Below are 13,782 nucleotides of genomic sequence, written 5' to 3' on the forward strand. Positions count from 1 at the left end.
TCCGCTCCCGGCACGCCGGCCCACCCGACGGCGCCGTGTGCCCAGGACCATGCTCCGACCGCCCGTTCCCGCCTCGCGCCCGTGAGATCCCGGGCCGCCACCCTGGCCCGGGCCCTGGTCTTCGCAGACGCACCGGAACCACAGACATAGCGGCTGCGCGGATAGGTGGGCCCCAAACTATGTAGTCCCACCACATGTGCGCCTGACCTGTGTCTTCCTAGCGTGTGCCGACACGTACCCGTCCCCACCGCACACGAGGAAGTGGCGCACATGGCCTCCGCAGCATCCGCTCCACCGACCCCCGCCAACCTCAAGCGCATCGTCGCCGCCAGCCTCATCGGAACCACCATCGAGTGGTACGACTTCTTCCTGTACGGTTCCGCCGCCGCGCTCGTCTTCAACAAGCTGTTCTTCCCGGACTCCGACCCCCTGGTCGGCACGCTGCTGTCGTTCCTGACGTACGCCGTCGGCTTCGCCGCCCGTCCCCTCGGTGCTCTGGTCTTCGGGCACTACGGTGACCGGATCGGCCGCAAGAAGCTGCTGGTGCTCAGCCTGCTGATGATGGGCGGGGCGACCTTCGCGATCGGGCTGCTGCCCACGCACGCGACGGTCGGCGCCGCGGCGCCCGTGCTGCTGACCACCCTGCGGCTCGTGCAGGGCTTCGCGCTCGGCGGTGAGTGGGGCGGGGCGGTGCTGCTGGTGTCGGAGCACGGGGACGCGCGGCGGCGCGGGTTCTGGGCCTCGTGGCCGCAGACCGGGGCGCCCGCCGGGCAGTTGCTCGCGACCGGCGTGCTGTCCCTGCTGACGGCGCTGCTCTCCGACGCCGCCTTCGGCTCCTGGGGCTGGCGGATCCCGTTCCTGCTCTCCGGTGTGCTGGTGATCGTCGGTTTGTGGATTCGTCTGTCTGTCGATGAATCGCCTGTATTCCAGCAGGCGTTGGCGCAGGCCGAGGCCCGCAGGGCGGACGGCGGCGACACCGAGAAGCCGCCCCTGGTCTCCGTGCTGCGCCACCACTGGCGCGACGTACTGGTGGCCATGGGCGCGCGCATGGCGGAGAACATCAGCTACTACGTCATCACCGCCTTCATCCTCGTGTACGCCACCACCGCGGCCGGCGTCTCCAAGCAGACCGCGCTGAACGCCGTACTGATCGCCTCCGCCGTGCACTTCGCGGTCATCCCGGCCTGGGGCGCGCTGTCCGACCGCGTCGGACGGCGGCCGGTGTATCTGCTGGGCGCGGTCGGCGTCGGGCTGTGGATGTTCCCCTTCTTCTCCCTCATCGACACCGGCGGCTTCGGCAACCTGATCATCGCCGTCACCGTGGGCCTGGTTCTGCACGGCGCGATGTACGCGCCCCAGGCCGCCTTCTTCTCCGAGATGTTCGCCACCCGCATGCGCTACTCCGGTGCCTCGATCGGCGCCCAGTTCGCCTCGGTCGCCGCCGGCGCCCCGGCACCGCTGATCGCCACCGCGCTGCTGTCCGACTACGACAGCTCAACGCCGATCGCCCTGTACGTCATCGCCGCGGCCGTCCTCACGGTCGTCGCCGTGGGGCTCGCGAAGGAGACGCGCCGACGGGATCTCGCCGACGTCGACTCCTCGGCCAGCGACGAGCCGGCGAGGACTCCCGCGGCGGACGCCCGGACCGTGTGACCCTGCCGCGACCGGCCCCCGTACGCGCCCGCGTACGGGGGTTCAGCGCTGCTCCGCCGCCGACAACCGGTGCAGGCGCAGGGCGAGTTGGATCTCCAGGGCACGGGCGGGGCTCTGCCAGTCGTCGCCGAGGAGGCGGCCGACGCGCTCCAGGCGCTGGGCGACGGTGTTGACGTGGACGTGGAGTTCGTCCTTGGTGCGGGCCGGGCTCATGCCGCAGGTGAAGTAGGCGTCGAGGGTGCGCACGAGATCGGTGCCGCGGCGTTCGTCGTAGGCGACGACCTGGCCGATGGTGCGGTCGACGAAGCCGGCGATGTCCCGGTCTCCGGCGAGCAGGAGGCCGAGGAACCCGAAGTCCTGGGCGGCGGCCCCGTCACCGGCGCGACCGAGCAGCCGCAGGGCCTCCAGGCAGCGTCGGCCCTCCTTGTAGGCGGCGGCCACCGCGTCGGGATGGGCGGCCAGGTCGCGGACGGGCGCGGAGGCGCCGACGGTGACCGCCTCATGGACGGCGGTGCCCAGGTGGCGGGCGGTCCGGCGGGCCAGGGCGGTGGCGGTGTCACCGGTCCGCAGCGGCAGCAGCAGGACGGTGCCGCCGTCGCGGGCGGCGGCCAGGCCGTGCCGGGTGGTGGCGAGGTGTGAGGCGGCGGACCACAGGCGCCGGCGGGCGTCGGCCTCCTGCTCGGCGTCGGCGGCGGGGCCGTCGAGGCGGGCGGCGAGGACGACGTGGGTGGCGTCGAGGTCGGCGTGCAGGCGTGCGGCGCGCTCGCGCAGCAGCCGTGGGTCGCGGTCGCGGGCGTCGAGGAGATCGTCCAGCAGCTCGCCGCGGACGCGTTGCTCGGCGTCGGCGGCGGAACGTCTGGCCAGGAGCAGCAGCGAGGTAACCATCGCCGCGCGTTCCAGGGTGAGTTGGTCGACGGGATCGAGCCCGGGGTGGCCGCGCAGGACGAGCGCGCCGAGGAGTTCGCCGCCGGCTGCCACGGCCGCGATCCAGTCGTCCTTGTGGCGTACGGCATGGCCCTCGGCCCGGGAGGTCTCCAGGGGGCCCTGGGGTGTGTCGGCGGCCTCGGTGAACTCGACGGTGCCGTCGAGGACCTGGGAGACGGCCGCGGCCACGTCGTGCACCCCGCCGCCGCGCAGGACGAGTTCGGTCAGCCGGTCATGGACGTCGGAGGCACGCTCGATGACACCGCTGCGGTCCCGGATGATCTCGTTGGCCCGCTCCAGTCCGGCGAGGGCCGAGCGGGTCTCGGTGAGGAGGTTGGCGGTGTCGATGGCGGCCGCGGCGAGGGCGGCGAAGGAGCCGAGCAGGGCGATCTGCTCCCGCTCGAAGACCCGGGCCCGCCGGTCGGCGGCGAAGAGGACGCCGATGACGTGGTGGCCCAGCATCAGGGGGACGCCGAGGATGGCGACCAGTCCCTCGTCGCGTACGCCGGCGTCGATGGCGTGGGTGTGCTGGAAGCGGTCGTCCTTGAAGTAGTCGTCGGTGACATAGGGGCGGGCCGTCTGGGCGACCAGCCCGCCCAGCCCCTCCCCCATCCCGAGCCGCAGCTGCTGGAAGCGGGCGGCGACCGAGCCCTCCGTGACCCGCATGTAGGTGTCGCCGCGCGTGGGGTCGTTCAGGCTGAGGTAGGCGACGTCCGTGCCGAGCAGTGAGCGGGCGCGCTGCACGATCGCCCGCAGGACGGAGTCCAGGTCGCGCAGGCCCGCGAGGTCGTGGGCGGTCTCGAACAGCGCCGACAGCTCCGCCTCGCGGCGGCGCCGTCCCTCCAGCTCCGCCCGCACCCGCAGCGCGAGCAGCTTGGCGTGCTCCAGCGCGACCACGGTCTCGTCGGGGCGGCCCTCCGCGCGCGCCAGCATCACCGGCTGCTCATAGGCGTCGACGGGCGCGCCCCTGGCCAGCAGCTCCAGGAACGGCGTCTCGGTGGGAGCGCCCGCCGGCACCGCGCCCTCGGCGCGCTCGGCGGACCGCACGTGATCGCGGGACATGGTCACAGGATTCCCCATCCGGCGCTCGCCCCGTCAGCCCTGTGGACAACTCGTCCGTGCACGGCTACGGCCTGCTCAGTGCGCGGTCCAGCCGCCGTCGAGGACGAGCGAGGTGCCGGTGACGAAGGATGCCCGCGGACCGCACAGATACGCCACGGCCTCGGCGACCTCCTCCGGTTCGACGAGCCGCTTGACCGCGCTGTCCTGCAGCAGCACCTCCGTGAGCACCCGTTCCTCGGGGATGCCGTGCGCCTCCGCCTGGTCGGCGAGCTGCCGTTCGACCAGTGGGGTGCGCACATAGCCGGGGTTCACACAGTTCGAGGTGACACCGTGGGCCGCGCCTTCCAGGGCGGCTGTCTTGGACAGGCCCTCCAGTCCGTGTTTGGCGGCCACATAGGCGGACTTGTAGGCGGAGGCGCGCAGCCCGTGCACCGAGGAGACGTTGACGATACGGCCCCATCCCTGCCCGTACATGTGCGGCAGGGCGCCGCGGATGAGCCGGAAGGGTGCTTCCAGCATCACGGTGAGCACGGTGTGGAAGACGTCGGGCGGGAACTCCTCGATGGGGCGGACCAGCTGAAGTCCGGCGTTGTTGACGAGGACGTCGGTGCCCGCGGCGGCGAGTTCGGCGGCGTCCAGGTCGGTGAGGTCCAGGACGTGCGGTTCGACCGTGCCCGCCAGGCCCGCTGCCCGCTCGGCCAGCGTCTCCAGGCCCGCCGCGTCCCGGTCGACCGCTCTCACCTTCGCCCCGGCGGCGGCGAACCGCAGCGCGCAGGCGCCGCCGATGCCACCGGCGGCGCCGGTGACCAGGGCGGTGCGGCCGCCGAGGTCCAGGGAGGGGGTGAGGGGGGCGGATGCGGCGTTGAGCGGGGTCATGGCACGACCCTAAGCAGCGGGGTCGCCCGACCACATATGGTCAGGCCCCATACTTCAGCCCGAAGTGGTGGGGTCGAACCATGTGGGTGCGTCCGACAGTGCCTGCTTGATCCGGTGCAGGGCGAACTCGTTCAGCTCCGGGAGGGCGTCCACCTCGAACCAGCCGACCTCCAACGACTCGTCGTCGTTGACCCGGGCCTCGCCGCCGACGGCCCGGCAGCGCACCGAGATGTCCATGTACTGGCAGATGTCCCCGTTGTCGTAGGTGATGGGCTTCAGCGCCTGGACGACGAGCACCCGCTCGACGACGCAGTGCACTCCCGTCTCCTCGTGGACCTCGCGCACCGCGCAGGCCGCGGGCTGCTCCCCCGGCTCCGGGATGCCGCCGATCAGCGACCACTTGCCGTTGTCGGAGCGGCGGTTGAGCAGCACTCTGCCCTCGTCGTCGAGGACGACGGCGCTGACACCGGGCAGCCACAGCAGCCGATGGCCGATCGAGGACCGCAGATCACGGATGAAGTCGGGGGTAGCCATGATCCCGACCCTAGCTGGCCGAGGACGCTCCCCCGGCCCGCCGGCCGCGCACCCCGGCGCCGACCGCCCAGCCGAGGCCGCCCGCGGCAACCAGCACCAGGGCGATCTCCGGCAGGATGCCCAGCTCGGTGGCCGGCGTCTGCGAGGAGCGCAGGGGCACCTTCTGGACCAGGTAGGCCGGGACGAACATGCCGGTCCTCTGGGTGATCTTCCCGTCCGGCATGATGACCGCGCTGACGCCGCTGGTGACCGGCACCGTCACGGTCCGGCTGTGTTCGACGGCGCGCACGCGGGACATGGCGAGCTGCTGGTAGGTCATCTCGCTGCGGTCGAAGGTGGCGTTGTTGCTGGGCACGGAGATCAGCTGCGCGCCGTCGGTGACCTCGGAGCGCACGGCCCAGTCGAAGGCGGCCTCGTAGCAGGTGACCAGGCCGACCTTGGCGTGGTCCATGGTGAACACGCCCGGCCTGGTGCCCCGGCTGAAGTCCTGGCGGACCATCGAGGTCCAGTTGCTGTTGATGGCGCCGATGAGACCGCGCAGCGGCAGGTACTCGCCGAAGGGCTGGATCTGCCGCTTGTCGTAGGTGTCCGTCGGACCCTTCTTCGGGTCCCACAGGATCTGCTCGTTCCACAGCTTGCCGCCGCGCTCGACGACACCGCCCACCGAGATGGGCACGCCGATCGCCTTGGCCGCGTTGTCGATCACGGCGTAGGCGTCGGCGTTGGCGAAGGGGTCGACGTCGGAGGAGTTCTCCGGCCACAGCACGAAGTCGGGCCTGGGGGTCTTGCCGGCCTTGACGTCGGCGGCCAGCCGCAGCGTCTCACGCGCGTGGTAGTCGAGCACGGCCCGGCGCTGCTCGTTGAACTCCAGACCGGAGCGGGGGACGTTGCCCTGGATGAGCGCGACGGTGGCGTAGCCGTTCTCGGCCTTGTCGCTGACCAGCCCCCGGGCGGCCACCGCGCCCACCACCGGGACGGCCACGCTCAGCAGGGCCACCGCCGCCGCCGATCGCCGGATTTCCCGCGTACGCCGCCCCTCGGCGACCAGGCGCACGATGTCGTACAGCCCGAAGCCGCACAGGACGACCCCGAAGCCCAGCACGGGGGTGCCGCCCACCGCGGCCAGCGGCAGGAAGACGCCGTCGGCCTGGCCGAAGGCGATCTTGCCCCAGGGGAAGCCGTGGAAGGGCACACGCGCGCGTGCCGCCTCTCCCGCGATCCACACCGCGGCCGCCCACAGCGGCCACGCGGGCAGCCGGGACACGAGCGTGACGCCCGCGCCGACCAGCGCGACGAAGATCGCCTCGATCGCGGCGAGCGCGATCCACGGCACCGGGCCGACCTCCACGCCGGTCCACACCAGCAGCGGCAGCAGGAAGCCGAGGCCGAAGAGGTAGCCGAGCCCGAGGCCCGCCTTCCAGCCGCGGCCGCGCAGGACCCAGCCGAAGCCGGCGAAGGCGGGCAGGGCCAGCCACCACAGGGTGCGCGGCGGGAAGCTGACGTAGAGGAGCACTCCGCAGAGCGCGGCGACGAGGGCCGGGACGAGGCGTACGAGGCGCGCCGTGCGCGAGGCGGGCGCGGGCTGCGACCGCAGCCGGTCCGACTCGTCCACGGAGGTTGCGGTGACGGTCACTCCGGGAGTGTACGGCGGGTGACCTTGGCCGGGACAGCGCGGTCCGGATGGCGGCCCACGGCGCCGAGCGGGGCAGCTGCCGCATCGTTCCTGCACAACCCGTCCCAACTCATCCACAAAACATCCATCAGCCGTTACGGTGAGCCCAGCCACAGTCGTCCGGCCGGTCACGGCCTCGACGGCCTGGTCGTGCGAGGTCGGGGGGCTTCGGTCGGGTTCCGGGGGGCGGGGTGGGTTCAGCGGGGAGCACGTCTGCGGTCGGTCCAGGGGAGGACGGCCACAGACGAAACGTTTCGGACGCGACGGGCGTCGTGGTGCTCGGCGCCTGTGCCGTCTGGTCGCTGATCACGGCGACGGCGCACGAGGGGCGCCCCGAGGGCGTGCTGCTCGCGGTGCTGGCCGTGGCCGCCGGCTATTCCGCGGGCCGCATCTGCGGGGCGTTGCTGCCGGTCGCCGCGCCGTGCGCGGGGGCGCTGGCGGGGCTCGGGCTGGCCGTCGCCGTGCCGCAGCTCGCGCCGGGGCCGCAGATCGACGGACCGCTGGGGCACGCGGGAGCCACCGCCGCCCTGCTGACCCTCTGTGCCGGTGGGGCGTGCTGTGCCGCCTGGGCCGCCGAGGCGCCGGGGCTGCGGTACGCGCTGGGCGCGCTGGCGGCCGGGATCACGGTGGCCGCTGCGGCGCTGGGCTCGACCAGTGGATTCGTCGCCTGCGTCGCCGTACTGCTGTGCTCGCTCGCGGCGGGCCGGATGACCAGCCGCGGTCCGGGGCTGGCGGGCCTCGCCGGGGCGGCGGTCATAACGGGTGGGATGACCTGGGCGGTCGCCGCGAACCGGCTGCCCTCCGGGCTCACCGCGTCCCTGGCCGGCGCACTCACCGAGCACCGTGTGCAGCTGTGGCGGGACGCCCTGCGTCTGGCGCGCCGCAACGCCGCCGTGGGCGTGGGTCCTGGCCGCTTCGGTGAGCTGAGCTCGACCGCCACCCGCACGCTGGTCCCGGACGGCAGGCCGCACTCGGCGCTGCTGCAGCAGGCGGCGGAACAGGGAGTGGTCGGGGTGGGGCTGCTGGCGGCGACCTTCGGCTGGGTGCTGTACACGCTGTGGCGCTCTGCGCGCCCGACGCCCGTCGTGCTCACCGCGGGCGCGGCTTTGACGGCGCTCGCGGCGATCGCCGCCATCGGCAACGCACTGAGCTTCACCGCCGTGTCGGTGGGCGCGGGCCTGCTGGCGGGCCTGGCCACCGCCCGCCCGCTGGCCGAGGCGTCACCGCGCCAGGAGACAGACGTACGACCACGGGACGACCGACTGACGCCGGGAGGTCCCTGAGGGCTGTCGTCCGGACCATGCCGACGTCTCGGGACCTGCGCGGCGGCCGCCGCTGGGCTCTCGCGGGGAACGGCACCTCAGCGGCCCGGCCCTTGTTCAGAGGGTCGTGCCGCGTGTGCTCGGGCGGAGGCGGTCGCGGATGACCCGCACCGCCGTCTCGGCGTTGTCGACGGTGATGGTGAACGTGTGGCCGTCCCACAGGCGCAGCACCACACCCTCACCGCGCCGTACGACGACCGCGGTGCCCTTCTCCGGCCGCCAGCGGTAGCCCCAGCCGCCCCACTGGCGCGGGGTGACGTGCGGGGCGAACTCGGCGCCGGCCACATGGTCGAGGGGGATGCGGCGGCGCGGCACGCCGATGTGACCGCAGCGCACCTCCAGGGACTCCTTGTCGAGCTTGAGATCCACGTGCACGAAGGCGAGCGTGCCGAACATGACCAGCAGCCCGGCGGCGATGCAGCCCACCACGGACATCACCAGCGGGGCGATGCCGGAGTTCCAGGCGGAGTCGACGGCGAGCTCGACGCCGAGCGCCATGAAGGCCGCTCCGCCGAGCGCCAGCAGCCACTGGACCCGGTTGGTGGCGCGGCCGGTCCAGACATCGGGGTGGGCGCTCTCGGCGTGGGGCTGGTCCCTCATACCCTTGAGGTTACTCAGGTTTCGCTGCGCTGGTAGCGCGTCGCGGAGAGTGACCCCGCCGGCGGGGCCACCGCCCACCGAGGGCGTTCGCACGGTGACAGGCGGTCACCGCGCGGGGCTCACCGCCTGCAGGATGCGGCCTTCTTCATAGGAGAGGGCGGCGGTGGGCAGGGCGCCCTCGCGTCCGCTGAGCAGCACCGTCAGGGTGCCGGTGGCCGGGGCGTCGGGCAGGGGCTGGGCGCCGAGGCGGCGCAGCGCCTGGGCGGCCACGGCGCCCGCCGACCCGTGCAGCACCAGGGGTGGGTTTCCGGGCCGCTGGACGGCGGCGCGGATGCGTTCGCCGACGAGTTCGTAGTGGGTGCAGCCGAGGACGACGGTCGTCACGTCCTCTGGGGTCAGGGCGGCGGCCGCGCTGACGGCGGCGTCAATGGCCGCCTCGTCGGCGTGCTCCACGGCTTCGGCTAGCCCGTGGCAGGGCACCTCGGTGACGGTCACCCCGTCGGCGAACTCGTCGATCAGGTTCCGCTGGTAGGGGCTGCCGGTGGTGGCCGGGGTCGCCCAGATCGCGAGCGGGCCGCCGCCGGCCGCGGCGGGCTTGATCGCCGGGACCGTGCCGATGACGGGCAGCTCCGGCTCCAGCCGGGCGCGCAGGGACGGCAGCGCGTGGACGGTGGCGGTGTTGCAGCCGACGATCAGCGCCTCGGGCCGGTGTGCCGCGGCGGCCTCGGCGACGGCCAGGGCACGCTCGGTCAGGTCCTCGGGCGTGCGGGGTCCCCAGGGCATGCCGTCGGGGTCGAGGGAGAGCACGAGATCGGCGTCGGGGCGCAGACGCCGTACCGCGGCGGTGGCCGCCAGCAGACCGATTCCGGAGTCCATGAGCGCGATCTTCACCCGGCCACGATAGACGATGGGCCCCTGGCGGCCGGTGGTGTGGGGCAGACTGCGCGGGTGAGCGCCATCGCGTGGACCGCCGCCGTCTCCCTCGCCGCCTGGCTGTGGCTGCTGCTCTGCCAGGGCTACTTCTGGCGCACGGACGTCAGACTGCCGCGCCGGGAGGACCCCGGCGACTGGCCGTCGGTGTGCGTCGTCGTCCCCGCGCGCGACGAGGCCGCCGTACTGCCCTCGAGCCTGCCCTCGCTGCTCGCGCAGGACTATCCGGGGCGGGCCGAGGTCTTCCTCGTGGACGACGGCAGCTCCGACGGCACCGGGGAGCTGGCCCGCGAACTCGCGCGCGAGCACGGCGGGTTGCCCCTCACCGTCGACTCCCCCGGTGAACCACCGGCCGGCTGGACGGGCAAGCTCTGGGCGGTACGGCACGGGATCGGGCTGGCACGCGCGCGTGAGCCGGAGTATCTGCTGCTGACCGACGCGGACATCGCCCACGCGCCGGACAGTCTTCGGGCGTTGGTCGCGGCGGCCCGTACCGGCGGCTTCGACATGGTCTCGCAGATGGCCCGGCTGCGGGTGGAGAGCCCGTGGGAGCGGCTCGTGGTACCGGCGTTCGTCTACTTCTTCGCGCAGCTCTACCCGTTTAGCCGGATCGGCAGGAAGGGGGCGCGGACGGCGGCCGCGGCGGGCGGCTGCGTCCTGCTGCGCGCCGAGACCGCCGCGCGGGCGCGCGTCCCGGACGTCATCCGGCACGCCGTCATCGACGACGTGGCGCTGGCGCGTGCCGTCAAGGGCGGCGGCGGGCACATCTGGCTGGGGCTGGCCGAGAAGGTCGACAGCGTGCGCCCCTACCCACGCCTGCACGACCTGTGGCGCATGGTCTCCCGCAGCGCGTACGCACAACTGCGGCACAACCCGCTGCTGCTGCTCGGCACGGTCCTCGGACTGCTCCTGGTGTATCTGGTGCCGCCGCTGTCCCTGATCGCGGGCCTGGCGACGGGGGACGTCACGGCGGCCGTCGTGGGGGGCCTGGCCTGGCTGGTGATGACGGGCACGTACCTTCCGATGCTCCGCTACTACGACCAGCCGGCCTGGCTCGCCCCCCTCCTGCCGTTCACCGCGTTCCTCTACCTCCTGATGACGGTCGACTCGGCGGTGCAGCACTACCGGGGCCGCGGTGCGGCCTGGAAGGGCCGCACCTACACCCGCCCGGACGCGCTGCCCGACAAGGGCTGAACCGCTACTTGCGGCCCGGGGTCCAGTTCATGCCCCAGCCGTACGCGTGGTCGATGGTCCGCTGCGGGCTGACACCGCGCTCGGGCACCAGGTAGCGGGCCTCCCGCTGGACGACCAGGTCGCTTCCAGTGTTGGTGATCAGGGCGAGGGCGCAGACGGTGGAGGGGACCGTGCACTCGTCCAGCGAGAAGTCGATCGGTGCGCCGTACTGCGGCTGGAGGGTGACCGTGGCGTGCAGGTCGGCGAAGGATCGCGCGCCCTCGTAGATGGTCACGAAGACGAGGATCCGCCGGAAGTCCTGCTTGTGGTCGAGGTTGACGGTGAGGTTCTCACCACTCTCGAGGGCACCGGTGCGGTCGTCGCCGTCGAGGTGGATGTACGGCGGACGGTGCAGCGAGCCGAAGGCGTTGCCCAGCGCCTGGACGACTCCCTTGCTGCCGTCGGTGAGTTCGTAGAGGGCGCACAGGTCCAGGTCGAGGTCGGCGTGCATGGCGACCGCGCGCCCCCGCTTGCTGCCCCAGCCCGAGAACTGCTTGCGCACCTGCCAGTTGAGGTTCACCCGCATCGCGCCCGAGGTGCCGCCCTGCTTGGCGAGGGAGACGGCGGGTGCCGCCTTGGTCAGCGTGATCTTGGACAGACGGACCGGTGCGGTGGGCGGGGCCGGCGGCGGTACGGCGGCCGGGGGCCCGACCGGGGGTGCCAGGGGAACGGGCGGGCCGGAGGGGGGCGGCATCGTCACGGGCGGGGCGGCGGGCGGCCGCACGGTCACCGGGGGTGCCGGTGCGGGGGCCGCGTGCTGGGGTTCGTCCACCGTGATGCCGAAGTCCGTCGCGAGTCCTTCGAGGCCGCTGCTGTAGCCCTGGCCGACCGCGCGGAACTTCCAGGCGCCGTTGCGGCGATAGAACTCCCCGAGCACGAAAGCGGTTTCGACGGTGGCGCCGTCGCTGTCGAAGCGGGCGGCCACCGTGTCCCGCGCCGCGTCGCGGACCTCGATGTACAGGCCCGGGACCTGACCGAAGGTGCCGCCGTCCGCGGAGGCGGCGAGCACGATGGTCTCGATCGCGGGCTCCACGCGCGCGAGGTCGACGAGAAGGGTGTCGGTGATGCGGCCGCCGGCGTCCCGCTTTCCCTCGTGCCGCACCGCGCCGGAGGAGTGCACGGGCTGGTTGTAGAAGACGAAGTCGCCGTCGGAGCGGACCTTGCCGCCCACGAGCAGCAGCGCCGAGGAGTCCGCGTCGGGCACGCCCGGGCCGGAGCGCCAGCCCAGTTCCACCCGCAGCGCCGTCTGCGGCACCGGTGTGTTCGAGCCTTTCGACATTGACATGTCCGCCCCCATCACGTGTCGCCGCGCCAGTACGGGTCCGCCGGCCGTTCGGCCCGCCCTTCGCAACAACCTATTCTCCAGGACGGCGAAGTCCCATGAGGAGCACCGCGCGACATCGGACCGACCCGCCGGTAACCCGCCCGGAACATGGGCTTTACCGGATCAGAACCCGGTTCGTTGTCCCATTTTGCCGCCTTCGCTCGCATTGGGGCTCCCGCGTCACTGCGGACACGGAAAACAACCTTCTTATCGGTCTCCCCAACCAGCACATCGTGGGCTTAACTTATGTGCCATGACCTCCCCCCGCTCCACTTACGGCGGTGGCTACTACTCCGCCTTCCCGGACACCCCGATCTACGACAGGCTCGTCGCCGAGCGGGGCACCCCGCAGATCGCCCCGATCCGGGTCCCCGCCGCCTACGACATGCCCGGCAGCAGCCTGCCCGCGCTGCCGTCGGCCCTGCCCGCCCTTCCGGCGGGCCCCTCCCAGCCCTCCTACGGCTACCCGCAGGCGCAGCAGCCGTCTCCGCTGCAGCAGGCGCCCGGCGCGTACATCCCGCAGCAGGCCACGGCTCCGAGGGGCTATCCCGGCCCCCAGCAGCAGCCGCAGCCGATGCGTCCGATGACGGGCGGCGCCGGTTACGAGGCGATGCGTCCTGCCGCTCCGCGGCCCGCCGCGGCCCCGTACCAGGACCCGTACAACAACCAGCAGCAGTACCGGGGCTACTGAGCCGTCCTGCCGGGCCGCCCGCGCGGCCTGGCACGATGGGCGCATGGGGAACACGCTGCTGCAGTCGATCCACGTCCATCCGGTCAAGGCGTTCCGGGCCGTCGCGGTCCGGGAGGCCGTCGTGGAGCCCTGGGGGCTGGCCGGGGACCGGCGCTGGGCCCTGGTCGACGACGGGGGAAAGGTCGTCACACAGCGTCAGCAGCCGCGCCTCGCACTGGCCGCCGCCGAGTTCCTGCCCGGCGGCGGCATCCGTGTCTCCGCACCCGGGACGGATCCGCTGACGGTGCCGGTCCCCCGCCCGGCCGGCACGATCCCGGTGGAGATCTTCGGCGAAAAGGTCGAGGGCGTCCCGGCCGAGGATCCGGCCGCGCACGCGTGGTGCAGCGCGTACCTCGGCGCCAGTACGCGTCTGGTGCACATGGACGATCCGGCCACGCGCCGGCCCGTGGATCCCGAGTACGCGCTGCCGGGTGAGACCGTCACCTTCGCCGACGGTTTTCCGCTGCTGCTCACCTCGGAGGCCTCTCTCGACGCCCTCAACTCCCTGATCGCGCAAGGCACCCACCCGGCCGAGGGACCGTTGCCCATGAACCGTTTCCGGCCGAACGTGGTCGTGACGGGCAGCCCCGCCTGGGCCGAGGACGGCTGGCGGCGCATCGCCGTCGGCGACGTCGCCTTCCGTGTCGCCAAGCTGTGCGGGCGCTGCGTGGTGACCACCACCGACCAGGACACCGCCGTACGCGGCAGGGAGCCTTTGCGCTCGCTCGGGCGTCACCGCCACATCGACGGCAAACTGGCCTTCGGGCAGAATCTCGTGCCCCTTTCCCGCGGCACGATCCGGGTCGGCGACCCGGTCACTGTCCTGGAGTGAAGACCCGGCGCGTCCACTCGTCGAGAAAGACGGAGAAAGATCCGGACAACGAGGGTGACGCGGGAACCCCTGCCGGGGGGCCGGGCGTTG

The 13,782-nt window shown here is 72.9% G+C and carries 12 protein-coding genes; 5 read left to right on the forward strand and 7 right to left on the reverse strand.

Going from position 1 to position 13,782, the window contains the following annotated elements; translation table 11 throughout:
• The first annotated feature begins 270 nt into the window (after positions 1-270).
• Positions 271-1,653: an MFS transporter gene (locus tag ACWCQ1_RS04470; protein WP_358599967.1), complete on the forward strand. Its 1,383-nt coding sequence runs from the start codon at positions 271-273 to the stop codon at positions 1,651-1,653.
• Between the two features lie 42 nt (positions 1,654-1,695).
• Here the strand turns inward: ACWCQ1_RS04470 and ACWCQ1_RS04475 are convergent, their stop codons facing one another.
• The 4 genes from ACWCQ1_RS04475 to lnt all read right to left on the reverse strand — a co-directional run bounded on the left by ACWCQ1_RS04475 (position 1,696) and on the right by lnt (position 6,682).
• Positions 1,696-3,639, reverse strand: coding sequence for a helix-turn-helix domain-containing protein (locus ACWCQ1_RS04475; RefSeq protein ID WP_451025827.1), 1,944 nt, complete (start codon positions 3,637-3,639; stop codon positions 1,696-1,698).
• A 75-nt stretch (positions 3,640-3,714) separates the two neighbouring features.
• The gene (locus ACWCQ1_RS04480) at positions 3,715-4,515 is read right to left on the reverse strand and encodes a 3-hydroxybutyrate dehydrogenase (RefSeq protein ID WP_358599963.1); all 801 of its coding nucleotides are present in this window, start codon (positions 4,513-4,515) and stop codon (positions 3,715-3,717) included.
• A gap of 54 nt (positions 4,516-4,569) precedes the next feature.
• Positions 4,570-5,049 carry an NUDIX hydrolase gene (locus tag ACWCQ1_RS04485; protein ID WP_451025828.1) on the reverse strand — a complete coding sequence of 160 codons (480 nt, stop codon included), beginning with the start codon at positions 5,047-5,049 and terminating at the stop codon, positions 4,570-4,572.
• Between the two features lie 10 nt (positions 5,050-5,059).
• A complete protein-coding gene (gene lnt / locus ACWCQ1_RS04490; protein WP_358599958.1) occupies positions 5,060-6,682 on the reverse strand; it encodes an apolipoprotein N-acyltransferase in 1,623 nt (540 codons plus the stop codon).
• Positions 6,683-6,993: 311 nt separating this feature from the next.
• On the opposite strand from lnt, the gene ACWCQ1_RS04495 reads away from it, so the two are divergent.
• Positions 6,994-8,004, forward strand: a complete 1,011-nt coding sequence (locus ACWCQ1_RS04495; RefSeq protein ID WP_451025829.1) for an O-antigen ligase family protein — start codon at positions 6,994-6,996, stop codon at positions 8,002-8,004.
• A 96-nt stretch (positions 8,005-8,100) separates the two neighbouring features.
• Here the strand turns inward: ACWCQ1_RS04495 and ACWCQ1_RS04500 are convergent, their stop codons facing one another.
• Together ACWCQ1_RS04500 and ACWCQ1_RS04505 are read right to left on the reverse strand one after the other, a co-directional pair.
• Complete coding sequence (locus ACWCQ1_RS04500; RefSeq protein ID WP_358599952.1) at positions 8,101-8,643, reverse strand: hypothetical protein; 543 nt, start codon at positions 8,641-8,643, stop codon at positions 8,101-8,103.
• Between the two features lie 105 nt (positions 8,644-8,748).
• A complete protein-coding gene (locus ACWCQ1_RS04505; protein WP_358599948.1) occupies positions 8,749-9,534 on the reverse strand; it encodes a glutamate racemase in 786 nt (261 codons plus the stop codon).
• A 57-nt stretch (positions 9,535-9,591) separates the two neighbouring features.
• On the opposite strand from ACWCQ1_RS04505, the gene ACWCQ1_RS04510 reads away from it, so the two are divergent.
• Positions 9,592-10,767, forward strand: a complete 1,176-nt coding sequence (locus ACWCQ1_RS04510; RefSeq protein ID WP_358599945.1) for a glycosyltransferase — start codon at positions 9,592-9,594, stop codon at positions 10,765-10,767.
• A 4-nt stretch (positions 10,768-10,771) separates the two neighbouring features.
• Here the strand turns inward: ACWCQ1_RS04510 and ACWCQ1_RS04515 are convergent, their stop codons facing one another.
• Entirely contained in the window at positions 10,772-12,085 is a 1,314-nt protein-coding gene (locus tag ACWCQ1_RS04515; RefSeq protein WP_451025872.1) for a TerD family protein, read from the reverse strand.
• Between the two features lie 298 nt (positions 12,086-12,383).
• Here ACWCQ1_RS04515 and ACWCQ1_RS04520 point away from each other — a divergent pair, with 298 nt between their 5' ends.
• Positions 12,384-12,821 (forward strand): DUF6643 family protein, encoded by a 438-nt coding sequence (locus tag ACWCQ1_RS04520; protein ID WP_451025830.1) that lies wholly within the window; start codon positions 12,384-12,386, stop codon positions 12,819-12,821.
• 43 nt (positions 12,822-12,864) lie between these two features.
• Complete coding sequence (locus ACWCQ1_RS04525; protein ID WP_358599939.1) at positions 12,865-13,692, forward strand: MOSC domain-containing protein; 828 nt, start codon at positions 12,865-12,867, stop codon at positions 13,690-13,692.
• Positions 13,693-13,782 lie beyond the last annotated feature (90 nt).

The organism is Streptomyces sp. NPDC002144, assembly GCF_053593695.1.